24 protein-coding genes are annotated in these 22,577 nt (G+C 74.0%); 17 read left to right on the top strand and 7 right to left on the bottom strand.

All coding sequences use genetic code 11. The features are described from left to right. Nucleotides 1-312 precede the first annotated feature (312 nt). Genes KGD84_RS19900 through KGD84_RS19910 form a run of 3 tightly spaced genes read left to right on the top strand, consistent with a single transcriptional unit; the run spans nucleotide 313 to nucleotide 4,174 of the window. Nucleotides 313-1,698: a 3'-5' exonuclease gene (locus KGD84_RS19900; RefSeq protein ID WP_220561915.1), complete on the top strand. Its 1,386-nt coding sequence runs from the start codon at nucleotides 313-315 to the stop codon at nucleotides 1,696-1,698. After that, nucleotides 1,695-2,408: a DarT ssDNA thymidine ADP-ribosyltransferase family protein gene (locus KGD84_RS19905; RefSeq protein WP_220561916.1), complete on the top strand. Its 714-nt coding sequence runs from the start codon at nucleotides 1,695-1,697 to the stop codon at nucleotides 2,406-2,408. The genes KGD84_RS19900 and KGD84_RS19905 overlap by 4 nt, the downstream gene beginning before the upstream one ends. Further along, nucleotides 2,405-4,174: an ADP-ribosylglycohydrolase family protein gene (locus tag KGD84_RS19910; protein ID WP_220561917.1), complete on the top strand. Its 1,770-nt coding sequence runs from the start codon at nucleotides 2,405-2,407 to the stop codon at nucleotides 4,172-4,174. Before KGD84_RS19905 ends, KGD84_RS19910 begins: the two co-directional genes overlap by 4 nt. A gap of 92 nt (nucleotides 4,175-4,266) precedes the next feature. On the opposite strand, the gene KGD84_RS19915 is transcribed toward KGD84_RS19910, so the two are convergent. The 3 genes from KGD84_RS19915 to KGD84_RS19925 form a co-directional block, all read right to left on the bottom strand. Further along, nucleotides 4,267-5,517 (bottom strand): MFS transporter, encoded by a 1,251-nt coding sequence (locus tag KGD84_RS19915; RefSeq protein ID WP_255646681.1) that lies wholly within the window; start codon nucleotides 5,515-5,517, stop codon nucleotides 4,267-4,269. 285 nt (nucleotides 5,518-5,802) lie between these two features. Beyond that, nucleotides 5,803-6,117 (bottom strand): hypothetical protein, encoded by a 315-nt coding sequence (locus tag KGD84_RS19920; protein WP_220561918.1) that lies wholly within the window; start codon nucleotides 6,115-6,117, stop codon nucleotides 5,803-5,805. Between the two features lie 56 nt (nucleotides 6,118-6,173). Then, nucleotides 6,174-7,049: an MmyB family transcriptional regulator gene (locus KGD84_RS19925; protein ID WP_220561919.1), complete on the bottom strand. Its 876-nt coding sequence runs from the start codon at nucleotides 7,047-7,049 to the stop codon at nucleotides 6,174-6,176. Between the two features lie 152 nt (nucleotides 7,050-7,201). Between KGD84_RS19925 and KGD84_RS19930 the strand changes: the two genes are divergently transcribed. After that, on the top strand, nucleotides 7,202-7,417 hold the full coding sequence (locus KGD84_RS19930) for a tautomerase family protein (protein WP_220561920.1): 216 nt from the start codon (nucleotides 7,202-7,204) through the stop codon (nucleotides 7,415-7,417). Between the two features lie 620 nt (nucleotides 7,418-8,037). Then, entirely contained in the window at nucleotides 8,038-8,859 is an 822-nt protein-coding gene (locus tag KGD84_RS19935) for an alpha/beta fold hydrolase (protein ID WP_220561921.1), read from the top strand. Here the strand turns inward: KGD84_RS19935 and KGD84_RS19940 are convergent. Next, the gene (locus tag KGD84_RS19940; RefSeq protein ID WP_220561922.1) at nucleotides 8,825-9,868 is read right to left on the bottom strand and encodes an amidohydrolase family protein; all 1,044 of its coding nucleotides are present in this window, start codon (nucleotides 9,866-9,868) and stop codon (nucleotides 8,825-8,827) included. The genes KGD84_RS19935 and KGD84_RS19940 overlap by 35 nt on opposite strands. A gap of 243 nt (nucleotides 9,869-10,111) precedes the next feature. Here KGD84_RS19940 and KGD84_RS19945 point away from each other — a divergent pair, with 243 nt between their 5' ends. Together KGD84_RS19945 and KGD84_RS19950 are read left to right on the top strand one after the other, a co-directional pair. After that, nucleotides 10,112-10,474 carry a VOC family protein gene (locus KGD84_RS19945; RefSeq protein WP_255646682.1) on the top strand — a complete coding sequence of 121 codons (363 nt, stop codon included), beginning with the start codon at nucleotides 10,112-10,114 and terminating at the stop codon, nucleotides 10,472-10,474. 96 nt (nucleotides 10,475-10,570) lie between these two features. Further along, nucleotides 10,571-11,044 (top strand): carboxymuconolactone decarboxylase family protein, encoded by a 474-nt coding sequence (locus KGD84_RS19950; protein WP_220561923.1) that lies wholly within the window; start codon nucleotides 10,571-10,573, stop codon nucleotides 11,042-11,044. Between the two features lie 55 nt (nucleotides 11,045-11,099). Here KGD84_RS19950 and KGD84_RS19955 read toward each other — a convergent pair whose 3' ends face one another. Beyond that, entirely contained in the window at nucleotides 11,100-11,729 is a 630-nt protein-coding gene (locus KGD84_RS19955; protein ID WP_220561924.1) for a LysE family translocator, read from the bottom strand. Nucleotides 11,730-11,878: 149 nt separating this feature from the next. Here KGD84_RS19955 and KGD84_RS19960 point away from each other — a divergent pair, with 149 nt between their 5' ends. The 6 genes from KGD84_RS19960 to KGD84_RS19985 all read left to right on the top strand — a co-directional run bounded on the left by KGD84_RS19960 (nucleotide 11,879) and on the right by KGD84_RS19985 (nucleotide 15,875). After that, on the top strand, nucleotides 11,879-13,441 hold the full coding sequence (locus KGD84_RS19960; protein ID WP_220561925.1) for a GMC family oxidoreductase: 1,563 nt from the start codon (nucleotides 11,879-11,881) through the stop codon (nucleotides 13,439-13,441). Between the two features lie 187 nt (nucleotides 13,442-13,628). After that, nucleotides 13,629-13,841 carry a helix-turn-helix domain-containing protein gene (locus KGD84_RS19965; RefSeq protein WP_220561926.1) on the top strand — a complete coding sequence of 71 codons (213 nt, stop codon included), beginning with the start codon at nucleotides 13,629-13,631 and terminating at the stop codon, nucleotides 13,839-13,841. A 114-nt stretch (nucleotides 13,842-13,955) separates the two neighbouring features. Next, nucleotides 13,956-14,636: a YceI family protein gene (locus KGD84_RS19970; RefSeq protein WP_220561927.1), complete on the top strand. Its 681-nt coding sequence runs from the start codon at nucleotides 13,956-13,958 to the stop codon at nucleotides 14,634-14,636. 2 nt (nucleotides 14,637-14,638) lie between these two features. After that, on the top strand, nucleotides 14,639-15,169 hold the full coding sequence (locus tag KGD84_RS19975) for a sigma-70 family RNA polymerase sigma factor (protein ID WP_220561928.1): 531 nt from the start codon (nucleotides 14,639-14,641) through the stop codon (nucleotides 15,167-15,169). Next, nucleotides 15,166-15,579 carry an anti-sigma factor family protein gene (locus KGD84_RS19980; protein WP_220561929.1) on the top strand — a complete coding sequence of 138 codons (414 nt, stop codon included), beginning with the start codon at nucleotides 15,166-15,168 and terminating at the stop codon, nucleotides 15,577-15,579. Before KGD84_RS19975 ends, KGD84_RS19980 begins: the two co-directional genes overlap by 4 nt. After that, nucleotides 15,549-15,875: a hypothetical protein gene (locus KGD84_RS19985; protein WP_220561930.1), complete on the top strand. Its 327-nt coding sequence runs from the start codon at nucleotides 15,549-15,551 to the stop codon at nucleotides 15,873-15,875. Before KGD84_RS19980 ends, KGD84_RS19985 begins: the two co-directional genes overlap by 31 nt. A gap of 12 nt (nucleotides 15,876-15,887) precedes the next feature. On the opposite strand, the gene KGD84_RS19990 is transcribed toward KGD84_RS19985, so the two are convergent. Beyond that, nucleotides 15,888-17,237: a TIGR01777 family oxidoreductase gene (locus KGD84_RS19990; protein ID WP_255646683.1), complete on the bottom strand. Its 1,350-nt coding sequence runs from the start codon at nucleotides 17,235-17,237 to the stop codon at nucleotides 15,888-15,890. Nucleotides 17,238-17,345: 108 nt separating this feature from the next. Continuing rightward, nucleotides 17,346-18,125, bottom strand: coding sequence for an alpha/beta hydrolase (locus KGD84_RS19995; protein ID WP_255646684.1), 780 nt, complete (start codon nucleotides 18,123-18,125; stop codon nucleotides 17,346-17,348). Nucleotides 18,126-18,287: 162 nt separating this feature from the next. Between KGD84_RS19995 and KGD84_RS20000 the strand changes: the two genes are divergently transcribed. From KGD84_RS20000 to KGD84_RS20015, 4 genes are all read left to right on the top strand, one after another. Further along, nucleotides 18,288-18,800, top strand: a complete 513-nt coding sequence (locus KGD84_RS20000; RefSeq protein WP_220561931.1) for a TspO/MBR family protein — start codon at nucleotides 18,288-18,290, stop codon at nucleotides 18,798-18,800. Nucleotides 18,801-18,993: 193 nt separating this feature from the next. Then, nucleotides 18,994-19,983, top strand: a complete 990-nt coding sequence (locus tag KGD84_RS20005) for a substrate-binding domain-containing protein (protein ID WP_220561932.1) — start codon at nucleotides 18,994-18,996, stop codon at nucleotides 19,981-19,983. Nucleotides 19,984-20,029: 46 nt separating this feature from the next. Next, entirely contained in the window at nucleotides 20,030-21,550 is a 1,521-nt protein-coding gene (locus tag KGD84_RS20010) for a sugar ABC transporter ATP-binding protein (RefSeq protein WP_220561933.1), read from the top strand. Between the two features lie 14 nt (nucleotides 21,551-21,564). Further along, a complete protein-coding gene (locus tag KGD84_RS20015; RefSeq protein WP_220561934.1) occupies nucleotides 21,565-22,575 on the top strand; it encodes an ABC transporter permease in 1,011 nt (336 codons plus the stop codon). Nucleotides 22,576-22,577 lie beyond the last annotated feature (2 nt).

Genomic DNA, 22,577 nt, shown 5'->3' on the forward strand with positions numbered 1-22,577 from the left:
CCCGGCGGGTGTGCTCGGCGGCGACCCCCGCGGGACCGATCCGGACACGTCGGCGCCCCGGCCTCCCCTTTTTCCCCGGTACCGGATATCCGCGCCGGTCAACGGCGGGGAAATCACCCCTGAAAACCGGCTCGCGATCCCGGACCGGGATCGCTAGGGTTAATGGCGCTTTCCGCTCCCCTCATGACATCAATACAGATCACACACCCCCGGTCGAGACCACCCCGACACCCCCGAAGGGCTCGAGTCCCGAATCGGTCGTTCAGCCCCGATTCCCGTGATCCGTTCGACAAATGAAAAGAGGAGACGCCTGTGTCCCTTCCCACGCCCCGCGGGCGCCAGGGAGACGTCGTATACCTGCCCCGAAGCGGCCATCACGTGGTCCTGGGAACCGCAGGAACAGGAAAGACACTCATGGCGGCCTGGCGCGCCGCCTATCTCTCCTCCCCCGATACCCCAGGGCACGGAAGAACCCTTCTCGTCACCTACAACAAAACCCTCGCCAAGTACCTGGAGGGCATTCCCGGCCTGCGGGTCCGCGACCTGGACGTCCGCACCTACGGGCGCTTCTCGTGGCACTACCTCTCGAACTCCGGACTCGTCCGCGGCAGCAACATCCTCGGCGGCCCCGCCCGGATCCGGATCATCGAAAAGGCCGTCGACGCGGTCTCCCCCGCCTACCGGGGAAGCCGGCTGTGGGACCGGGGCCCCGCCTGGTTCGCCGACGAGATCTCCTGGATCTCGGGCATGGGCTTCACCGAGCTCGACCATTACACGGACTCCGAACGGCGCGGCCGGGTGACCCCGCTCTCCAGGGGGCTGCGCCCGGTCATCTGGAAGGTCATGGAGAACTACCGCGACCTCCGGCGCGACGCGGGCTACGACTTCGACTGGGACGACATCGCCACCGCCGTCCGGGAGCGCCTGGCCGCCGACCGGCGGGAGCACCTGTACCGCCACATCGTGATCGACGAGGGCCAGGACCTGTCCCCCGAGCAGATCCGGTCCCTGGTCGACGCGGTGCCCGAGGACGGATCGGTCACCTTCTTCGGCGACTACGCACAGCAGATCTATGGACAGGCCATGTCCTGGAAGTCCTGCGGCCTGAGCGTGCGCAGGGTCGAGCGCTTCCGGGACAACCTCAGGAACTCCAAGGCCATCGCCGACCTGGCGACCGCCGTGAGCGAGATGCCGTTCTTCGAGAAGTCGGACGACTTCGTCGCCCCCCTGGCGCCACGTGCCACGGGCCCCCGGCCGACCCTGGTCCGGTGCTCGGGCGAGGACGAGGAGCTGCGGGTCGTCCGGGCGACGGCCGAGCGCCTGGGCCGGGACGGCACCGTCGCCGTCATCGCGCGCACCTGGGAGGCGGCCGACCACGCCTGCCGGGGGATCAGGGCCACCCGGCTCAGGGAGGGCGGATTCACCTGGCAGGCCCCGCCCGGCGTCTACAAGACGACCTACCACTCCGCCAAGGGACTCGAATTCGACGCGGTCGTCCTGCCCCTGTGCGGGGCGGAGAGGATTCCCGACAGGGACGTCCTGGAATCCTTCGACGAGAAGGACGCCCACGCCCGCGAATCCAAGCTCCTCTATGTGGCCATCACCCGCGCCAGGTCCGAACTGGTCATCACCTACAGCGGCACGCGGAGCCCGCTCCTGCCCACCGATCCCGCGCTCTTCACGGAGGTCCGGCCGTGACGGCCACGGAAACGGCGTTCGACGAGGCACTGGGCCGGTACGGCGTCACCAGGCTCGCCCATTTCACCCCTTCGCTGAATCTGCGGCACATCATCGAGGACGGCCGGATCACCAGCAGCCGGGATCTGGCCGAGAACGCCCCCGAATACTTCTCGCCCACCGACAGGGAACGGTTCGACGGGCATCCCGACAAGATCTGCTGCACCTTCCAATACCCCAACGCCTACTATCTGGACCAGGCCCGCAGGAGGCCCGAGTACACCAATTACCCGGACTGGGTCTGCGTGCTGCTGTCCCCCGTCCTCGTCGCCCGTCCCGGAGCGCTGTTCTCACCGCGCAACGCCGCCGCGGGACGCGGATCCCACCTGCGCGCGGGCCTCGAGGGCCTGGAATCCTGCTTCGCCGAGCGTGTGGGAGGCTACACGCGCAAGCACCGGCACCTGGCCGGCGCGGCCACGGACCTGCAGGCCGAGGTCCTCGTCCCCGGTCCGATCGACACCTCGTTCATCACCGCCGTCGTGGTCTCCGGCGTGGAGCAGGCGGCCCAGGAGTTCTCCAGGCTGCGCATGTTCGGCCTGCGCCCGGAACGCTTCGTCTGGGCGGTCTCCCCGGAGCTGTTCGACAAGAACGAGCTGCGCAGGAGAATCCATGAGGGGGTACCCATCGTCCCGGCCCCCTGGACACCGGCGCACGACCGTGAGGGAGCATGACGCAGCCCGCATCGACGCAGAACAACCCCGACCGGTACCGCGGATCGCTCCTGGGCGCGGCCCTGGGCGACGCCCTGGGCTGGCCCCAGGAACAGCGCAGCGGGATCATCGGGGAAGCCCGCAGCGGGCACGCCGAACCCTCTTTGGAACCGCGCCCCTGGAACCGCTGGGGCGGGTCCCGCCACCGGCGCTACCGCGACCCCGTGGCGGCGGGCGAGTACAGCGACGACACCCAGTTGCTCCTGGCCACCGCACGGGCCTGCCTGCGGGGCCCCCGCTGGTGGGAGCACCTGACCGCCGTGGAACTGCCCACCTGGACCGTCTACCAGAGGGGAGGCGGGCGGGCGGTGCTCAGGGCCGCCGCCTCCTGGCGCTCCGGCACGGCCCCCTGGCTCGGCGCCCCCGGGAACAGGAACGCCTATTTCCGGGCCGGGGCCAACGGGGCGGCCATGCGCGCCGCCCCCCACGCCCTGCTCCTGGGACCGGGCACCGAAGAGGAGCTGGTCGCGCGGGTCGTGTCGGACGCGATCACGACCCACGGACACCCCCGGGCCCTGGTCGGGGCCGTCGTGCACGCGCTCGCGGTAGGGCGGATGCTGCACCGCGCCGAGGTCATGGAATACGGGGGGCTGGTCTCCTGGCTGCTCACGACACCCGCCTGGCCGGATCCCGTACCCGTCCGCTCGGCCCTTCCCCGGGAGTGGGTCCGCGCGTTCGAGGAGAACAGCGGCATCGGCTTCGACACCGCCTGGAGCGCCACCGCCGAGGAGATGCGCGGGCTCCTGGGCACCTGTGAACGCTCCCTGGAGAGGTCCGCGCTCGCCGACGACGAGAAGACCCTCCACGAACTCGGCTGTTTCGACCCCTCGGTCAACGGCGCCGGGACCGTCACCGCCGCCGCGGCCTGCTACCTGGCGGAGAGGTTCGCCGTCAAACCCGGCTCCGGCCTGGTGAAGGCGGCCTTCCTGAACAACGCCGACACCGACACCCTCGCCTCCATGACGGGCGGGATCCTGGGGGCGCTCCAGGGGACGGGCTGGCTCTCGGGGCCGGCCGACACCCTCCAGGACCGCGCCTACCTGGAACGGATCGCCGAACGCCTGCTCACCGCCTCCGCCGGCGCGGACACGGACGCGGAGACGCGCCCCCCGGGAACCGTCGTGGACGTGGACCGCTGGTCGGGGGAACTGGACCACGGCGAGCCGGCGGCCTTCCCCGACGGGCGCGCGGTCTCGCGCGCGCGGACCACCGTCCTGGACGGAGGGCGGGAGGGTGCGGCGACCGTCCGCGTCCGCCTCCTCCTCGGTGACGGGCAGCAGGTCGTGGTCGACCGGCCCGCTTCCCCCGCGGCCCCGGACCGCACCCGGCACACCGGGGGCCGTGATCCGGAGGCCGGGCCGTCGGGCCTGGCCATCCGCGTCGCGATCCACGTACGGGACGTCGAGAGGACCCGGGACTTCTACGCCCGCGTCCTGGGCGTCCGCGTCGCCCGAAGCGGTCAGGTGCTGTACCTGAACCGCTGGCTGGCCTTCCTCCACCACCCGGGCCTTTCCGGCTCCGGTACGGCGCAGGTCACCGTCTCCTGCCGGGATCCCGAGGGCGTCCGGGAACGGCTCGCGAAGGAGGGGGTGGAACTCCTCCCCCCGGGGCCGGACGACACGGCGGGGTCCCTGCGGCTCCTCGATCCGGACGGGAACCAGGTCCTCGTCTGGCCCGTGTCCGGCCCCCTCGCCGACTCGGCGGCGGGCAGGGGGCCGCACGGCTGAACGGCGCGGATGGCGGAACCGCGGGCCGGGGAGGTCCGGGCTTCGGGGCACGGCCCGTCCCGGGGGGCCGGGGCGGGCCGTGCGGGCGGGGGTCAGGCGCGGGTCCCGGCCTCGGTCCCGGCCGCAGGGTCGCCCGCGGCGGCCGGGCGCTTGGCCGCGAACACCGCGAGCCCGCCGACCAGGCCGACCACCGCGAAGATGTAGAACCCCCACGGGTAGGCCAGCCCCGCCGTCAGCAGCACGCCGCCGATGATCGGGCCGGTGATCGCGCCCAGGCGCCCCACGCCCGCCGACCAGCCCAGCGCCGTCGCCCGGTTCGCGGGCGGGAACATGCGGCCGATGTAGGCGTAGACCAGCACCTGGGAGCTGAACACGAAGCAGCCCGCCAGGAACACCGCCACGTACGCGCCGACACCCGGCAGCTTGATGCTCAGCGCCGCCAGCATCAGCGCCGAGACCCCGAACCACACCAGCGCCGCCCGGCGCGGGCCGACCCGGTCGGCCACCGACCCGGCGACCAGCAGGCCCGCGACCGCGCCCGCGTTCAGCGCCAGCAGCAGGCCCAGGGCCGCGTCCAGCTCGTACCCGGCCTCGCGCATGATCTGCGGCAGCCACGTGTTCAGGCCGTACACCAGCAGCAGGCCGGTGAAGGACGCCAGCCAGAACGCCAGGGTGGAGCGCGCGAACCCGTTCTGGAACAGCGACTTCACCGAGGCCAGGCCCGCGCCCACACCGCCGGTCCCGGTCCTGGCGGCGGGGGTCCCGAAGGACTGCGACTCGGGCAGGTGTCGGATCATCAGCGGCACCAGCACCAGGGCGGGCAGCGCGCCGATGACGTACATGGCCCGCCATCCCAGGGAGGGCAGCACGATGATGCCGAGCAGGGCGGTGAGGACGGCGCCCACGTGGTAGCCGGTCATCAGCGTGGTGGTGGCGCTGCCGCCCTTGCCGTTGCGGGCGTACTCGGTGGCCAGGGCGATCGCGGTGGGCAGGCAGCCGCCCAGGCCCACGCCGGCCAGGAAGCGCAGCAGCCCGAAGACGAACAGGGTGGGGGCCACCGCGCACAGCGCGGTGAAGAGGGAGAAGCTCGCGACGGCGAAGATCAGCACCTTGCGGCGGCCGATGACGTCGGTGACGGTGCCGATGGACAGGGCGCCGATCGCCATCCCGGCCAGGCCCGCGGTCGACACGGCGGATCCGCTGTTGGGGGTGATGCCCCACTGGCCCTGGTCGAGCAGGGTGGGGAGCGTGGTGCCGAGCACCACCATGTCGAAGCCGTCGAGCATGACGGCGGTCCAGCACAGGGGCATGAGCCACCCGGCACTGCGGGCGGTCTGGTTCACGGTGCGCCTCCTCGGTGTTCCGGGCGCGCGGGGGCGCCTCGACGTACGTGTCGTGGATGTGACGCAGGGCGGTCCACTGCGTGAAGCGCGACACAATCACGCATATTGCCACTGTTTCGCAGAACGCACAAAGGTTCGCATAGCGAACAAAGGTGGGCATGGCTCTCCCCGTGTCCGGGAACGCCGACCCCGCCGGGGATCCCGCGCCGGGGGACGCGTCACCGCCCGGTAGAAAAAGAAGAGAACCGCCCGCGCCCCGGCCGCCGGGGACGCCCGGGACGCCGCTCAGCGGGCCCGCAGCGGCGGCCGCCCCAGCACCTCGACGTACACGATCCGGCCGAACACCACGTCCAGGTGGAGCATGCCGACCTCCGGCATCAGCGCCACCGTCCGGTGCCCCTCGCTGAACTTCGTCCCCCGGGGGTGGTCCGCCGTGTAGAAGCTCTGGCAGAAGTCGTCGGCGCACTCGCACGCCCGCACCAGCCGGATGTCGTGGGCGACGATCGCCAGGTCCCGCTCGCCCTCCGCCTCCAGCAGGGCGGCGAGCTCGGCGACCAGCTCCGGGGGGACCTCGCGCACCAAGGGGGGTTCACGATCCATGGACCGAGCCTAGGACGCCGCGCCGACACCCCGCCCCCGGGCATCACCGCCCTGGACTACGAGAAGGCGTGATCGCTCCCGGGCCGGGCGTCCGGCCCGAGGTCCTGGGTGCCCAGGACCGAGAGCAGGTCCAGCTGCTCCGCCGCCCCGGTGCCGATGACCGGACTGAACCACAGCAGCCGCTGTCGGCCGTCCTCACCGAACAGGGTCAGGCAGTTCACATCGACGGCGCCCAGGCGCGGATGCAGGATCCGCTTCCGGTCACCGCGGCGCACGGCGATGTCGTGCCGTTCCCACAGGGCCGTGAACTCCGCGCTGCGCCGCAGCAGGTCGGCCACCAGGGCATCGGCCTCCTCCCGTTCGCGACCGTTGCGGCGGGCGATCGCCGCGCGCAGGTCCGCGACGAACATCCACGACTGGCGCGGGTGGTCCTCCACCGGGTAGAGGGACCGCGCCGCGGGGTCGGTGAACCACCGGTGGACGAAGCTCGCCCCCATGCCGGTGGCGGGCGGGGCCGCCCCGAACAGGGCGACGGCGAGGCGGTTCTGCACGAGCGTGACGTGCAGGTCGGTGATGACCTGGGCGGGTGTGGTGGTCAACCGGTCGAGCAGGTCCAGCATGCCGGGGTGGACGTGCGAGGACGGGCCCCCGGAGGGCGGGACCGGGCGTCCGGCCAGGTGGTACAGGTGGTCACGCTCGTCCGAGTCCAGGCGCAGTGCGCGGGCGAGCGCCACCGCCATCTGCTCGGAGGGCTGCGCGCTACCGCGTTCGAGCTCGATGTAGTAGTCGACGGACGCCCCGGCCAGCTGGGCCACCTCCTCCCGGCGCAGCCCCGGCACCCGCCGCCGGGGCCCGCCGGGCAGGCCGACGTCCGCCGGGCGGATCCGGTCGCGCCGCGACCTCAGGAAGACACCGAGTTCGGTCAGGTTCATCCCTCAAGTCTCCGGCAGGCGCGTGCGCTGATCCAGGGGGCGGCGCCCCCCGGGTGAACGGCCACTGGAACCGCGGCGCCGGCACGGCGAGTCTGGTGCCGACACGCAGAGGGGGCCGGCCATGAGCGCCGGCATCACCGGGAGGAACGACCATGCCCTACGCCAACTTCAAGGTTCCCGCGGGCACGCTGACAGAGGAGCAGAAGGAGGTCATCGTCCACCGCACGACGGACCTGTACGCGGAGATCTACGGCGACCGGGTCCGCCCCAACACCATGGTCCTCGTCGAGGAGGTCGCCGACGGCGGCTGGGGAATCGGCGGTGACGTGCTGACACTCGCCATGATCCAGGGACCGTCCCGGACCTGACGGGTCCTCCCCCGCCCGTGTGCGACGACCGCACACGGGCGGCCCCTCCGCCCTCGCGGCGGAGGGCGGTCGGCATCCGCCCGCCGTGCCCGTGTTCCACGACGCCGGGACGCCGGGAACACCCGAGGTCCCGTCGCCGTGGGAACGGGAAGGGGGCACTCAGGCGGAGGGAGTCCGGAGCGGGGCGGTCGTGGCCGGAACCGGCATGGACCCCCTGCCCCGGCGCGGATTCTGCGATCATCGTGGCCAACCCGCCCCCGGCGAAACGGTGCCATGGCCTCTCCCCTGCGCGACGACGACCCCACCACTCTCGCCCCCTACCGACTGCACGGGCGGATCGGCTGCGGCGGAAGGGGACAGGTGTTCCTCGGCCGCTCGCCTCGTCGCGATCAAGGCCGTGCGGCCCGAGCTGTCCGAGGACGTTACCTTCCGGCGCCGCTTCGCCGACGAGGTCGCGGCGGCCCGCCGTACACCTACGAGTTCACCCCGGCCGTCTGGGGCAGTATGGCCCTGCACCTGCTGGTCGTTCCGACCGTCGTGGCCACCGTCCTGTTCGTGCGCAGGCTGGGGGCCATGCAGGCGGCCCGGCTCAGTGCCCTCCCCGAACGACAGGAGCACCCGTGACCGCGCACACCACCACCCCCGAGGGCGTCCACGTGTGGGAGACCGCCGGGCCGCCCCGGGCCCTGGTCCAGCTCCAGCACGGCTACTCCGAGTACTCCGAGCGGTACGTCACCCTCTACGGCGGCCTCATCCCGCACCTGGTGGAACTCGGTTTCGAGGTGTGGGCCCAGGATCTGGAGGGACACGGCGACTCCCCCGGCCGCCCCGGGTCGCCGGACGTGCGCCGCTCCGTGGTCGACCACGTGCTGACGCGGCGGCGCATGCGCGAACGGGGCCTGCCGGTCCTGCTCTTCGGGCACTCCCTGGGCGGGCTGGTGACGGCGGGATCGGTCACCGTCGACCCGCAGGACGTTGCGGGCGTGGTGCTGACCTCCCCGGCCCTGATCCCGCTCCCGCCGCCACCGGTACTCGAGGCCGTGAAGCTGGTGGGGCTGCTGTTCCCCCGGCTGCCCGCGCCGATCCCCCGGCGCGGACCCGCCCGGCTCACCCGCGTCGCGGAGTACGTCGAGGCGGGCGAGCGGGACACACGGGTCTTCCGGGGGCGCATGCCCCTACGGACTGCGGCGAGCGTGCTGGAGGTCAACGCGGGCGTCCGCCGAAGGATCGCGCACTGGCGCACCCCGTGCCTGGTGGTGCACGGCACCGGGGACAACGTCACCGACGCCGGGCAGAGCCGCGCGTTCGTGGAGTCCCTGCCCGTCGAGGACAAGGAGTTCCACCCGGTGGAGGGCGGCTACCACGAGCTGCTGCACGACATCGACGGGGCGCGGACCCTGGAGCTGGTCACCGCCTGGCTGGACCGCCGCGCCCGCCGCTGAGCCGGGCCCGCTCGGCCTCCGCCAGTTCGGCGAGCATCGCGGCCTTGCGTTCGTCGGAGGTGAACGCCGCCCGGATCGCGTTGCGCGTGAGGTCCGCGAGCCGCTCGGGCCCCAGGCCGAGCCCGGCCGCCAGGGCGTACTCCCGCTCGATCGTCGTGCCGAGCTGGACGGGGTTGTCCGTGGCCAGGGTGACCGGGACGCCCGCCTCGACCAGCCTCGTCAGCGGATGCCCGTCGACCTCCGGCAGGACCCCGAAGTAGGCGTTGCACGTCAGCGCGCACTCCAGCGTCACGCCCCGGTCGGCCAGCAGGCGCATCAGCTCCGGGTCCGCCGCGGCGTGGACGCCGTGTCCGATCCTGGTCAGGCCCGGCATCGCCGCGGCCGCGGCGATGTTGGCCGTCGACACCTCGCCCGCGTGCGCCGTGATCCCCAGCCCGGCCTCGGCGAACCGCTCCGCCAGCCGGTACATGGGGGTCCAGTCCGCCTCGGTGTCGTAGGGCGTGTAGAGGAAGTCGACCCCGGCCAGGCCCTCGTCCGCCGCCCGGACGCAGCCCTCGGCGAAGGCCGCCGTCTGCCGGGGGTCGCGCGCGCCGTGGACGAGGATCGCCAGGGCCTCGGCGCGCAGGCGCGGGTACTCGGCCCGGACCTGGCGCTCGGCCCGGCGGAACAGGGACATGAACCCGTCGCGGGTGACGACGTCGCCTCCGCAGCGGACCTCGACGTAGCAGGCGCCGGCGGCGGCGTGGTCGCGCATCAGCGCGGCGAACCTCGCGACGAACAGCTCGTCGTCGGCGTCCAGGGCGAGTGGGACCGGCTGCGTCGAACCGATCCGCAGCAGGCGCTCCCTGCCCGGCGGAACCTCGGCCGCCAGCCGCCGGCGCCAGGCGGCCCAGTCGTACGGCTCGCGGCCCTCGCGTTCGGCCAGGACCAGGTCGAGGTAGCGGGTCGCCTCCTGGTGGACGTGCAGGTCGGCCTTGGGCAACAGGGCGAGGGGTTCCGGGGGGTTCATCCCTCGAACCTAGAGGCCGCCGGGGGTCCGATCAAGCGGTCCCCGACCTGTTCTCCGTCCGCCGTTCTCGCAGTTCAGGGCAGTGGTGTCCGGCGCTCTCCGCTCCTGCCTCCGACGGAATTGGAACACTCGGAGCGCCACCTGGACAATGTAGATCAATACGGACACCCCGACCGGGCGGCCCGCCCCCGCCGCCCCGTGGTGTAGAAGGGGACGGTCCCCGAACCGGAAACCGGAGCCCCCATGCGCATGCGACCGACCGCGATCACCCTCGACTGCGCCGACCCCCTGGAACTGGCCGCGTTCTACTCGCGGGCCACCGGCCTGCCCCTGGACCCGCGGTCCACCGCCGACTTCGCCGCGCTGGAGCCCGGGGACGGCATCGCCCTGGCCTTCCAGCGGGTCGACGGGTACCGGCCGCCGCGCTGGCCCGGGCAGGAGGTCCCCCAGCAGATCCACCTCGACTTCGCGGTCGGGGACCCGGACACCGCGCAGGCCGAACTCCTGGCCCTGGGCGCGACCGCGCCCGCCGGGCAGCCGAACGCGGAGCGGTGGAGGGTGCTGCTGGACCCCGCCGGCCACCCGTTCTGCCTGGTCCGGGGCTGATCGTCGGACTCCTTTCCCGGAGGTGTCACAGAACGCGGGTCCGCCGTGTCTTCAAGGGCACCAGTGCATCACCACCGATGGCAAGGAGTGCCCTCCATGGAAACCCGTCTCAAGCTCCTCGGCAACCCGGCCGCGGAGAAGGCCCTCAAGCACCTCGCCGCGGTCGGCCGGGTCCTCGACGACTCGCCGCTGTCCAACGTCACCCGGGAGCTGGTGCTGCTCCGGGCCAGCCAGATCAACGGCTGCGGTGTCTGCGTCGACATGCACACCAAGGACGCCGAGCACGCGGGCGAGACCTCCACCCGCCTGCACCTGGTCTCGGCCTGGCGCGAGGCGACGGTGTTCACCGACGCCGAGCGGGCCGCCCTGGAGCTGACCGAGCACGCCACCCGCATCGCGGACGCCGCCGGGGGCGTGCCCGACGAGGTGTGGGACAACGCCGCCGCGCACTACGGCGAGGAGGAGCTGACGGCGCTGGTGACGGCCATCGCCGTCATCAACGCCGCCAACCGCCTGAACGTCATGACGCGCCAGCCCGCGGGCGGCTACCGCCCCGGCATGTTCGCCTGACCCGGTGGGAACACGGGCCCGCCCCCGGCCCCGGCGGCGGCCAGGGGCGGAGCCCTCAGGCGTGGCGGCCCGAGAGGGCGACGACGCCGCCCAGGCCGATCATCGCCACGCCGCCGCCGGCGGACAGGTCGGCCAGGCGCCGCGGGGAGCGGTCGAACCAGTGGCGGGCCCGCCCCGCCCCCAGCGCCCACAGGGCGTCGCACACCAGGGCGATGGCGACGAAGACCGCGCCGAGCAGGAGGATCTGCGCGGGCACCGAGCCGACGGCCGGGTCCGTGAACTGCGGCAGGACCGCCGCGAAGAACACCAGGGTCTTGGGGTTGGTCGCCCCGACGACGAAGCCCTGGGCCAGCAGCCGGGTGGCCGTGCCGTCCGCCGGCTCCGGCTCGGCCGCCCGGTGGCGGTGGCGGATCGCCGAGATGCCGAGCCAGACGAGGTAGGCGGCCCCGGCCAGCTTCAGGACGGTGAACGCCGTCGCGGAGGCGGCGACGACCGCCCCGACCCCGCAGGCGACCGCGACGATGAGGGGGAGGTTGCCGAGGGCGTTGCCGAGCACGCTGAGCAGGCCGCCGCGGCGGCCGAGGGAGAGGGAGCGCCCGACCACGAAGAGGACGCTGGGGCCGGGCACGAGGACCAGCAGGAGGGCGACGGGGATGAAGGCGAGGAGTTGTTCGGGAGGCACCATGCCCGCACGCTACTCCCCCGTGCGGCCGGCCCGCCCGTCGTTTTCCCGGCTCGTGCGTACCTCCGGGAGGGGTGAACCCTCCCCGGAATCGGGTACATTCCCGGCGCCCCGGGTTTCCCCTGCGGCGCCCCGGCCACTGGGAAGAGACCATGCACCACGAGAACACCCCCACTCACACCGGCACCGGCGAGGGAGCCGACTACATCGTGGTCGGCACGGGCCCGGGCGGCTCCCCGGTGATCCGGCGGCTGATCGACGCCGGGCACCGGGTGACCGTCCTGGAGGCGGGCCCCACCGACGCCCGGCCCGGCATCGAGGACCCGCGCGCGGCGTTCTCCCTCTTCGGCACGGAGATCGACTGGGGTCTGCTCACCGAGCCGCAGGAGCACCTGGGCGGGCGCGCCCTCTACCTGCCGCGCGGCAGGGTCCTGGGCGGGACCAGCGCGATCAACGGGATGGCCTACGTCCGCGGCGCGGCCGCCGACTTCGACGCCTGGGAGGCCGCCGGGGCCGCCGGCTGGGCGTGGCGGGACGTGGAACCGTACTTCCGCAGGCTGGAGGACTTCGGCCCCGGGCCGGGCGCCGGGCGCGGGACCGGCGGGCCGCTACCGGTTCGGCGCAACGACGACCCCGACCCGGTGGCCGCGGCGTTCGTCGCGGCGGCCGAGGGGGCGGGGTACCCGCGCAACGACGACTACAACGACGACGGCGGTCCCCTCGGGGCGAGCCTCGTCCAGGCCACCCTCGTGGACGGCGGCCGGGTCACCGCCTGGCGCGCCTACGTGGCCCCGGTCCTGGGCTCCCCGCTGCTGACCGTGGTCACCGAGGCGCACGTGACCCGCGTACTGATCGAGGACGGCCGCGCCGTCGGCGTGGAGTACCGCGGCCCGGACGGGGAGGCCCGGACCGTGCGGGCCCGGCGCGAGGTGGTCCTGGCCGCGGGCGTGTTCGGCACACCGCAGATCCTCCTGCTCTCGGGGGTGGGGCCCGCCGGGCACCTGCACGAGCACGGCATCACCCGGGTCGTCGACCTGCCCGGGGTCGGCGAGAACCTGCGCGACCACGCGGTCGTCCCGGTGGTCTGGGAGCGGGCCGGCGCGGCGCCCGGGGTCCCGGGCATGGGGGTGCAGGCGCAGCTGGTCCGCGAGGGCACCGAGAACTCGATGATCCGCCCGGACCGGCAGGGCATCGTCATCCCCTACGTCTACTCGACCGTGCAGGAGGGCCTGCCGGACTCGGGGTTCACGACGGTGGCGGTCGTGCTGCACCCGTACAGCACGGGCACGGTGCGGCTGCGCTCGGCCGATCCCGCCGACCCGCCGCGGATCGACCCCGCCACGCTGTCCGACCCCAGGGACGTGGAGGCCCTGATCGAGGAGGTCGCGGTGCTGCGGGAGCTGGTGCGCCGTCCGGAGCTGGCCGCCCACGTGGCCGCCGAGGTGCACCCCGGCGAGGTGGACCTGCGGGCCTACGTGCACGCGGCGGCCGACGCCGGGCACCACCAGGTGGGCACCGCGCGCATGGGGACCGACGCCCTCGCGGTGGTCGACCCGCGGCTGCGGGTGCGGGGCGTGGCGGGGCTGCGGGTCGCGGACGCCTCGGTCATGCCGTTCACCCCGGCGGGCAACACCGCCGGCCCGACCTTCATGATCGGCGAGCGCGCGGCGGACCTCCTCCTGGAGGACCTCGCCGCGGACCCGGACCGGCCCTGAGCACGGGCGAGGCCCCACCCCCCTTGCCCTATATATCGAATTTCGATAGATTCCTATCGTTGTCCGATGGAGGGGAGTCCATGGAAGACCCGGCCGCGCCGCCGTACGCCGCTCCCGGGACGGTGTTCGGTATCGTCGGCAGCGCCGAGGCCCCCCGGACGCAGGCCGAACCGAAAGAGGTCGTGTGATGCCGATCGTCGTCGACATCGACGTGATGCTGGCCCGGCGCAAGATGTCCGTCGGCGAGCTGGCCGAGCGTGTCGGCATCACCCCCGCCAACCTCGCCGTCCTCAAAAACGGCCGGGCCAAGGCCGTGCGCTTCACGACCCTGGACGCCCTCTGCGAGGCCCTCGACTGCCAGCCCGGCGACCTGCTGCGCCGGGAGCCCGCCGCCGAGTGACGCCGTTCATACCCCCCGGCGTTGAACCGGAGGACCCCCTCCCCCGTTTCCCGGGGTGAGGAGTCGGACGCACCGGGTGCGGACGACCGGTGATCCACGAACCCGAGGGGGACCATGCGAACCGGAACGAAGATCGCGGTCGGGGCGGGCGCGGCCGTCGTGGTGCTGGGCGGGGCGGCCCTGGTGTTCGGCCCCGGCCTGTACGCGGGGATGAACGCCGACCGGGCCGCCGAGGAGCCCGCCGTCGACTCCCCCGGGGTGGCCGACGTGACCGACGCGGCCGAATTCGACGGCGACTGGACCGTGGCCGGGGGCGAGTCCTACGCCGGGTACCGGGTGGACGAGGTGCTCCAGGGCGAGGACGTCACCGTCACCGGCCGCACCCCGGACGTGACGGGCACCGTCTCCGTCGCGGACGGGTCGGTCACCGCCGCCGAGATCACCGTGGACATGGCCACGGTCGCCACCGACAGCGACGCCCGCGACGCGTACTTCCGCGACAACGCCCTGAACACCGACGAGTTCCCGACCGCGACGTTCGCGCTGACCGAGCCGGCGGCCGTGGAGCCGGGCGCCGAGTCCGTGGCGCTGGTCGGGGACCTCACCGTCCACGGGGTCACCCTGCCGGTGACCGTCGACGCCGAGGTCGGCCTCACCGAGACCGGGGCGCGGGTCGCCGGGAGCGTCCCCGTCACCTTCGCCGACTTCGGCGTCCAGGCCCCCGACCTCGGCTTCGTGTCCGTGGAGGAGGCCGGCGAGGTCGAGTTCCTGCTCGACCTCGTACAGAATCCGTGACCATGGACCCGCACGGCCCCGGCGGGCGGGCGGGTCCCCGGGAGGACCTGCTCACCGCGCTGCACGCGGCGCACGCCGACAGGCTGCACCGGTACGTGCTGCGGCTGACCGGCGACGTCCCCCTGACCCAGGACGTGGTCCAGGAGACCCTGCTGCGCGCCTGGCGCCGTCCCGAGGTCATGGCCCGCGAGGAGGGCGCCGTCCGGGCCTGGCTGTACACGGTCGCCCGCAACCTCGTCATCGATGAGAGGCGCAGCGCCCGGCACTCCCGCGAGCTCACCACCGACCGGCCGCCGGAGAGCCCCCAGGCCGACCGCAGCCAGGCGGTGCTGGACGCGTGGCTGGTCTCGGACGCCCTGTCCGCGCTGTCCGCCGAGCACCGGGCCGTGGTCGTGGGGGCGTACTACCGCGGCCGGTCGGTGGAGGAGCTCGCCGCCGAGCTGCGGATCCCGGCGGGGACCGTCAAGTCCCGCCTGCACTACGCCCTGCGCGCCATGCGCCTGGCCCTCCAGGAGAAAGGAGTCTCGCCATGACCTCCCCGGTGGCGGGCGGGGGCGACCCGTACCGCGAGTGGGACGGCGCGTACGTCCTGGGCGCGCTGAACCCGCGGGAGCGCCGCGAGTTCGAGGAGCACCTGCTGGTCTGCGGCTCCTGCCGGGAGGCCGTCGCGGAGCTGGCCGGCATGCCCGGCCTGCTGGGCGCGGTGCCCGCGGAGGAGGCCCTGGCCGCGGCGGACGGCCCGCCCGCGCCCGGGGCGCCGGACGCCGTCCCGCTGGCGTCGGTGGCCGCGGCGGCCCGGCGGCGCCGGAACCGGGGCCGGGCGCTGCTGGCGTCGGTCGCGGCCGGCGCGGTCCTGGCGGCCGGGGTCGGCGGCTGGGCCGCGGGCCGGGGGCGCCGGAGCCCGCCGCGCCGGTGGCGCAGGCGCCGCGGACCGTCGAGCTGAGCCCGGTGGGCGAGGTCGAGCTGCGGGCGTCGGTGACGGTCACCCCCACGGCCTGGGGGACCCGGTTCGACTGGACCTGCGACTACCCGGCCAGCGGCGGGGACGAGGGCATCGTGTACACGCTCGTCCTGGTGGACGAGGAGGGCGGGCGGTCGACGGCGGCCACGTGGTCGTGGTCGGAGTCCGGCTCCCCCTCGGGGCTGGGGGCCTCCACCGCGCTGCCCCTGGACCGGATCGACAGCGTCGAGATCGGCCTGGCGGGGACCGAGGGCGCGCTGGCCTCCGGCCGGGTGTGACCCGACCCCGGGTCAGGACCGCACGGCGCGGCCGAACAGGTGGGCCAGCGCCCCCTCCAGGTACGGGTACCGGAACCGGTGGCCCGCCGCCAGCAGGCGGGTGGGCACCACCCGCTGGTCCGCCAGCGCGACCTCGTCCGCGCCCTCCCGGCCCAGCACGACCGCCGGGGCCCAGCCGGGGACGGGCAGGAGCGCCGGGCGGCGCAGGGTGCGGGCGAGGGTCCGCGCGTGGTCGGCGCCGCGCACCGGGTAGGGGGTCACCCCGTTGACGGGGCCCGACAGGTCCTCGTCGAGGACCGCGCGCACGTAGACGTCGGACAGGTCATCGGCGCCGATCCACGACAGCCACTGCCGCCCGTGGCCGATCCGGCCGCCCAGCCCCGCCTCGAACAGCGGGTACTGGAGTCCCAGCACCCCGCCCGCCGGGGTCTGCACGATGCCGGTGCGCACCTGGACGCACCGCACGCCCGCGGCGACGGCCGGGCCGGTCGCCGCCTCCCAGTCGGCGACCAGGTCGGCCAGGAACCCGTTGCCGCGGGGGCTGTCCTCGGTGAGCACCTCGTCGCCGCGGTCGGGCCCGTAGTAGCCGATCGCGGAGGCGGTGACGAGCACGCGCGGGCCGCCGTCCCCGGCCCGGGCGGCGACCAGTTCGGCCAGTGCCCGGGTGGGCCCGACCCGGCTGGCGCGCAGCGCGTCCTTGTGCCCGTCGGTGAAGCGGCCGAACAGCGGCTCCCCCGCCAGGTGCACCAGGGCGTCCACTCCGTCGAGCAGGTCGGGGGCGGGCGCGGCGGGGTCCCAGCGCCGTTCCCCGGCGTCGCGCGGGTCGCGCCGCACCAGCCGGACCACCCGGTGGCCGGAGGTGGTGAGCAGCGCGCACAGGTTGCGGCCGACCAGGCCGCCCGCCCCGGTGACGGCGACGGTCACCGGGCGGCCCGACCAGGCGCGGGAGCGCTCCAGTGCGGCCAGGTCGTCGGCGAGCTGGGCGTGCCGGTAGGCGAACATGGGACGCAGCACCGCGTCGGGCAGGGAGGTGGCGACCCGGTCGACGACGCGGGTGCCGTCCCCGTCCTCCTCGAAGTCGTGGGCGTGCGTCCACCGCAGCACCGCCGACAGCGGCGGGGCGGCCAGCCGGTCGGCGAAGCGGCGGGGCGGGTCGTAGCGTTCGGGCAGGTGGGCGGCGACCCAGCGCAGGCCGCCGGGGAAGGTCAGCACCGCCGTCCCGTCGCGCAGGGAGTCGGCCTCGGCGGTGAGCCGGACCGGCTGCCAGGGCGGGCCCAGGCGCGCGAACGCCCCCGGCCGCCCGTGCCAGGCGAAGACCTCGTCCCGCGGTGCGGGCACCACGCTCTCGTACCGGAAGACCATGCCGCTCCTCGCGTCGTCGCCTCGCGGCCTCGCCGCCTGTGGACACGCTAGCGCGGGAGCGGCCGCAGTCCAGCGGACGGGCCGGGCGGGGCCCGATCCGCCGGTTCCTCAGTCCCGTCCCTGTCCCGGGTCCTGTGCGAGGAAGGCGGTCACGGCCTCGGCCAGGGCGCCGCGGGCGTCGGTGTCGGAGATCCGGGCGGTCCCGTCCCCGGACTGGTCCCCGTAGGCGCCGAACTGGGCGTGGTTCATGCCGTCGATCTCCACGCTTTCCGCGTCGGCGGGCAGGTGGGGGCCGTTGGCCTCGATCGTCGCCGGGTCGGATAGGGCGTCCTCGCTACCGGAGACGGACAGCACCCGCAGGTCGTCGCGGTCGGCCAGCCCGGCCCCCTCGGTGGCGTAGGAGCCCCACAGCACGAGCCCGGCCGGGGCGAGGTCGGGGTCGCCGCCGGCGTGGGAGGCGGCCATGGCCCCGCCGAGGGAGTGCCCGCCCAGGTACCAGCGGTCCACGCCCTCGCCGTGGGCGGCCGCGGCCTCGTCGGCGCGGTCGGGGTCCAGGACCGCGAAGTTGAGGGGCATCCGGGGGATGACCACGGTGACCCCGGTGTCCTGGACGATCGGCGCCCAGGACGCGGCGTAGGCCTCGGCCTCCACCCGGGCGCCGGGGTAGAACACGACCCCGGTGCCGTCCCCGCCGTCGGCGGGGGTGAGGACGACGGCGTCGTCGGCGATCTCGGTCCGCACCCCGGGCAGCGCGAGGGCCTCCCCCAAGGGGGCCGGCTCGGCGCGGTAGGCGTTCAGGCCCCAGGCGGCGAACCCGCCGACCGCCGCGGCCAGGAGGGCGAGGACGACCGCGGCCGCGATGAGCGTCCGGCGCAGCGCGGGGCTCACCGGGGCCCTCCCGCGGTTCCCCGGAGTCGGGAGCCCGTCACTTTCAGTGATTCGATCATCGCTTTTCGTGGATTTAGCACGGAATCCAAGATACTTTCTTGTCAGGACTTCCGGTGACGGACACGTCCGCCGCCGGTGCACGCCACGACCCCGGAGGACTCCATGGGAACCGCAGCACCCCGCGACACGGACCCGCGCCCCTCGGTCCCGGCCCAGGCCGCGGCGCTGGCGGTACTGCTGGCCGCGGCCTTCGGCAGCGCCCTCGTCGGTGTCCTGGCCAGCCCCGACACCGCCGGCGAGTACGCGAGCCTGACCCGGCCCGACTGGGCCCCGCCCTCCTCGGTGTTCGGCCCGGTGTGGACCGTGCTGTACGCCGCGATCGCGCTGGCGGGATGGCTGGTGTGGCGGCGGGGAGCCCTGCGCGGCACCGCCCTGGCCCTCTTCGCGGGGCAGCTCGTCCTCAACGCCCTGTGGACGCCGCTGTTCTTCGCCGCGGGCCTGCGCGGCACGGCCCTGGTGGACATCGTGCTGCTGCTCGCGCTGATCACCGTGACGATCGCGGCCTTCCGGCGGACCTCGGCCGCCGCCGCCCTGCTCCTGGTCCCGTACTGGGCGTGGGTGGCGTTCGCGACCGCGCTCAACGCCGCGATCTGGTGGCTCAACCGGGGCGCCTGACCCCCGGGAGGCCCCGCGGCACACGGCACCCCGCCGCCCGCCGCGGGGCCTCCCCATGCCCCCGAGCGCCCGAAAAAATAATTAATTACTATTTATTCTTGACGTTACCTGGGCCACTCTGACATGCTCATCCGCAGTTGAGGAAGGCGTTCGCGCAGGTGAGCACGTACGCCCTACGCCAAGGAGGTCCCCCATGGGCAGACGGCCACCACAACGGCCGCTCGCCGCTCTCGCCGCCGTCATGTGCGTGCTGGTGCTCGCCGGCTGCGGCGCCCGGCTCGGCGAGGACGGGCGCATCGGCGTCGTCTACATGGACGCCCAGGGCTTCTACGCGGGGGTCCGCCAAGGCATGCAGGACTACGCCGAGGGCTCGGGCAGCGAGATCCAGCTGCTGGAGCTCAACGCCCGCGGCGACGCCTCCGAGGAGAGCACCTTCGTCGACATCGCCTCCTCGGCCGACGTCGACGCCCTGGTCCTGTCCCCGGTCTCGGCCACCGCCTCCATCCCGGCCGTGCGCCTGGCGCACGAGAGCGGGGTGCCGGTGGTCTGCTACAACACCTGCATCGAGGACGAGGCCGCGCGGGAGTACGTCACCTCCTACATCCTGGGCGACCCCCACGAGTTCGGCCGCCTGCTCGGCGAGGCCGCCGCCGACCACTTCGAGTCCGAGGGCGTGGACGACCCCTCCATCGCGGTCCTGAACTGCGAGTTCGTCGAGGTCTGCGTACAGCGCCGCGAGGGCTTCGAGGAGGCGCTCTTCGACCGCCTGCCCGACGCCGAGATCGTCGCCAACCAGGAGGGCGCCACCATCGACGAGGCCGTCGACGTGGGCGAGCGCCTGCTCACCGCGCACCCCGACCTCGACGCCTTCTACGGCGAGGCCGGCGGCGCCACCATGGGCGCGGTCCGCGCGGTCACCAACCGGAACCTGGCCGGGGAGGTCGTGGTCTTCGGCAGCGACATGTCCACCGACGCCGCCCGCGCGCTCGCCGACCACCGGATCCTCAAGGCCAACGTCGACATCTCCGGCACCGCGGTCGGACTGCTGGCGGGCGAGACCGTCCAGCGCATCATCGCGGGCGACGCGCCCGAGGAGTTCGTCACCCCGGCGCCGATCGACCTCTACACCACCCCCGAGGACGGCCAGGAGTGGCTCCAGGCCCACCCGGACGGCATCCCGTGACCGGCCCCCGTCCCACCGCCCGTCCCGTCCCACCCGTGGAGCACCCATGAGCGACACCCCAGCCGCGGCGGCGCCCGACACCGAGGTCGTGGCCCGCGTCCGCGGAGCCACCAAGAGCTACCCCGGCGTCACCGCCCTGGACGGCGCCGACTTCGAGATCCGCGCCGGAGAGGTCCGCGCCCTGCTCGGGCGCAACGGCGCGGGCAAGTCCACCCTGATCCGGCTGCTGTCGGGTGTGGAGGCGCCCGACAGCGGCGACATCGAGATCGGCGGCACCCCGCTGGCCGGCGGCGGCATCCGCCGGGCCGCCGAACTGGGCGTGGGCACCGTCTACCAGGAGCTGAGCCTGGTCCCGGAGCTGTCGGCCGCGGAGAACCTCTACCTCGGCTCCTGGCCGGGCGGGCGCGGCCGCATCGACTACGCCGCCATGCGCGCGGGCGCCGAGGAGGTCTTCGCCGAACTCGGCGTCGACATCCCCCCGAGCACCCGGGTCGGCGAGCTGCCGCTGGCACAGCAGCAGCTCGTGGAGATCGCCCGCGCCTTCCGCGCCCGGCCCCGGCTGCTCATCCTGGACGAGCCCACCAGCGCCCTGGCCGCGGCCGAGGCCGAGACCGTGCTGGAGGCCGTCGCCCGCGTCGCCTCGCGCGGGGTGGGGGTCATCTACGTCAGCCACCGGCTGGACGAGATCCGCCGCGTCGCCGACACCGTGACCGTCATGCGCGACGGCGCCGTCGTGGAGACCGTCCCCGTACGGGGCGCCACGACCGCGCACATCGTCTCCCTCATGCTGGGCGAGGGCGGCGGAGAGGAACAGGCCCCTCCGAAGCGCCGCACCCGCACCGGGGACACACCGCTGCTGGCGGTCCGCGGCCTGTCGGTGCCGCCCAAGGTCGAGGAGGTCTCCTTCGACCTGTACCCGGGCGAGGTCCTGGGCCTGGGCGGCCTCATGGGCTCGGGGCGCACCGAGCTCCTGCGGGCGCTGGCCGGGTTCGCCCCCTCCAGCGGCACCGTGGAGGTGGACGGGTCGCCGGTGGCGCGCCCGACCCCGCGCGCCATGCGGCGCCTGGGCGTGGGCATCACCCCCGAGGACCGCAAGGGCGAGGGCGTGGTCCCCCTGCTGGGGGTCTCCGAGAACATGGTCATGACCTGGTTCGGGGGCGCCTCGCGGGCCGGCACCGTGCTGCCCTCGCGGGTGTCCTCCATCGGCCGCGACCTCATCGACCGGCTGTCGATCAAGGCCGCCGGCCCCGACACCCCGATCGTCAACCTCAGCGGCGGCAACCAGCAGAAGGCCGTCATCGGCCGGTGGCTGCACGCCGGGAGTCGCATCCTCCTCCTGGACGAGCCCACGCGCGGCGTGGACGTGGAGGCCAAGGCGCAGATCTACGGCATCGTCCGCGAGCTCGCGGAGCAGGGCGCGGCCGTCCTCTTCGTCTCCAGCGAACTGGAGGAGCTCCCCCTGGTGTGCGACCGCGTACTGGCCCTGCGCGCGGGGCGCCTGCACGGCGAGTTCACCGGCGAAGACATCACCCTGGACAACATCATGGCCGCCGCGATGGCGGCGTGAACGGCGAGGTAGCAATGACCACCACCACCAAGGTCACCGGCGCGGCGGTCCCTGCCCGCGGCGACTTCATCGGCCGCCACGGCCACCGCCTCAACGAGATCGGCCTCCTGGCCGCCATCGCGCTCCTGTACATCGTCCTGGGGCTCACCGCCTCCGGGTTCCTGAGCCTGGACAACCAGCTCGGTCTGCTGCGCAACGCCGCCACCATCGGCATCGCGGCCTGGGGCGTCACCCTGGTGATCATCGCCGGGGAGATCGACATCAGCATCGGCCCGGCCGTCGCCTTCGCGTCCGTCATCGTCGCCACGGGCGCCACCGAGTGGAACCTGGGCGTGATCGGCGCCATCCTGGTCACCCTGGCCATGGGCGTGCTGTGGGGCGCCCTCGCCGGGTGGCTCAGGGCCCGGTTCAACGTGCCGTCCTTCATCACCACGCTGGGGCTGTGGAGCGTCCTGGGCGGCATGGCCCTGTACATGACCGACGCGCTGCCCGTCCCGCTGCCCGAGAGCGCCCTGCTCGACGTGCTCGGCGGGTCCGTGCTCGGCATCCCCACCGCCGCGCTCGTCATGCTGGCCCTCTTCGGCGTCTTCGCCTACGTCGCCAAGTACACCGCCTACGGGCGCTCGGTCTACGCCATCGGCGGCAACGCGGCGGCCGCCCAGTTGGCCGGCCTCAACGTCACCCGGGTCCGCGTCCTGCTGTTCGCGACCACCGGCCTGCTCGCCGCGATCACCGGGGTGCTGCTGGCGGCCCGCCTGGGCTCGGGCAACGGCGGCGCCGCCGCCGGCCTGGAGTTCGACGTCATCGCCGCCGTCGTCATCGGCGGCACGGCGCTGGCCGGCGGGCGCGGCTCGCTCGGCGGCACCTTCCTGGGCGTCGTCTTCATCACCGTCATCGCCAACGGCCTGGTCCTGCTCGGGGTCAACTCCTTCTTCCAGGACGTGGTGCGCGGCCTCATCATCGTCGGGGCCGTCCTGATCAACGTCGTCATCAGCAGGCGCAGCGCCGCCAACCGGCTCGCCTAGCC

The organism is Nocardiopsis changdeensis (assembly GCF_018316655.1).
GTDB classification, from domain to species: domain Bacteria; phylum Actinomycetota; class Actinomycetes; order Streptosporangiales; family Streptosporangiaceae; genus Nocardiopsis; species Nocardiopsis changdeensis.

What these genes read in the sequence shown, in the direction of transcription:
- KGD84_RS19975 (WP_220561928.1), top strand. Translation starts at nt 14,639, where the DNA reads ATGGACCCGCACGGCCCCGGCGGGCGGGCGGGTCCCCGGGAGGACCTG.
- KGD84_RS19970 (WP_220561927.1), top strand. Translation starts at nt 13,956, where the DNA reads ATGCGAACCGGAACGAAGATCGCGGTCGGGGCGGGCGCGGCCGTCGTG.
- KGD84_RS20015 (WP_220561934.1), top strand. Translation starts at nt 21,565, where the DNA reads ATGACCACCACCACCAAGGTCACCGGCGCGGCGGTCCCTGCCCGCGGC.
- KGD84_RS20005 (WP_220561932.1), top strand. Translation starts at nt 18,994, where the DNA reads ATGGGCAGACGGCCACCACAACGGCCGCTCGCCGCTCTCGCCGCCGTC.
- KGD84_RS19940 (WP_220561922.1), bottom strand. Translation starts at nt 9,868, where the DNA reads ATGAACCCCCCGGAACCCCTCGCCCTGTTGCCCAAGGCCGACCTGCAC.
- KGD84_RS19955 (WP_220561924.1), bottom strand. Translation starts at nt 11,729, where the DNA reads ATGGTGCCTCCCGAACAACTCCTCGCCTTCATCCCCGTCGCCCTCCTG.
- KGD84_RS19920 (WP_220561918.1), bottom strand. Translation starts at nt 6,117, where the DNA reads ATGGATCGTGAACCCCCCTTGGTGCGCGAGGTCCCCCCGGAGCTGGTC.
- KGD84_RS20000 (WP_220561931.1), top strand. Translation starts at nt 18,288, where the DNA reads ATGGGAACCGCAGCACCCCGCGACACGGACCCGCGCCCCTCGGTCCCG.
- KGD84_RS20010 (WP_220561933.1), top strand. Translation starts at nt 20,030, where the DNA reads ATGAGCGACACCCCAGCCGCGGCGGCGCCCGACACCGAGGTCGTGGCC.
- KGD84_RS19930 (WP_220561920.1), top strand. Translation starts at nt 7,202, where the DNA reads ATGCCCTACGCCAACTTCAAGGTTCCCGCGGGCACGCTGACAGAGGAG.
- KGD84_RS19960 (WP_220561925.1), top strand. Translation starts at nt 11,879, where the DNA reads ATGCACCACGAGAACACCCCCACTCACACCGGCACCGGCGAGGGAGCC.
- KGD84_RS19990 (WP_255646683.1), bottom strand. Translation starts at nt 17,237, where the DNA reads ATGGTCTTCCGGTACGAGAGCGTGGTGCCCGCACCGCGGGACGAGGTC.
- KGD84_RS19910 (WP_220561917.1), top strand. Translation starts at nt 2,405, where the DNA reads ATGACGCAGCCCGCATCGACGCAGAACAACCCCGACCGGTACCGCGGA.
- KGD84_RS19925 (WP_220561919.1), bottom strand. Translation starts at nt 7,049, where the DNA reads ATGAACCTGACCGAACTCGGTGTCTTCCTGAGGTCGCGGCGCGACCGG.
- KGD84_RS19980 (WP_220561929.1), top strand. Translation starts at nt 15,166, where the DNA reads ATGACCTCCCCGGTGGCGGGCGGGGGCGACCCGTACCGCGAGTGGGAC.
- KGD84_RS19950 (WP_220561923.1), top strand. Translation starts at nt 10,571, where the DNA reads ATGGAAACCCGTCTCAAGCTCCTCGGCAACCCGGCCGCGGAGAAGGCC.
- KGD84_RS19945 (WP_255646682.1), top strand. Translation starts at nt 10,112, where the DNA reads ATGCGCATGCGACCGACCGCGATCACCCTCGACTGCGCCGACCCCCTG.
- KGD84_RS19965 (WP_220561926.1), top strand. Translation starts at nt 13,629, where the DNA reads ATGCCGATCGTCGTCGACATCGACGTGATGCTGGCCCGGCGCAAGATG.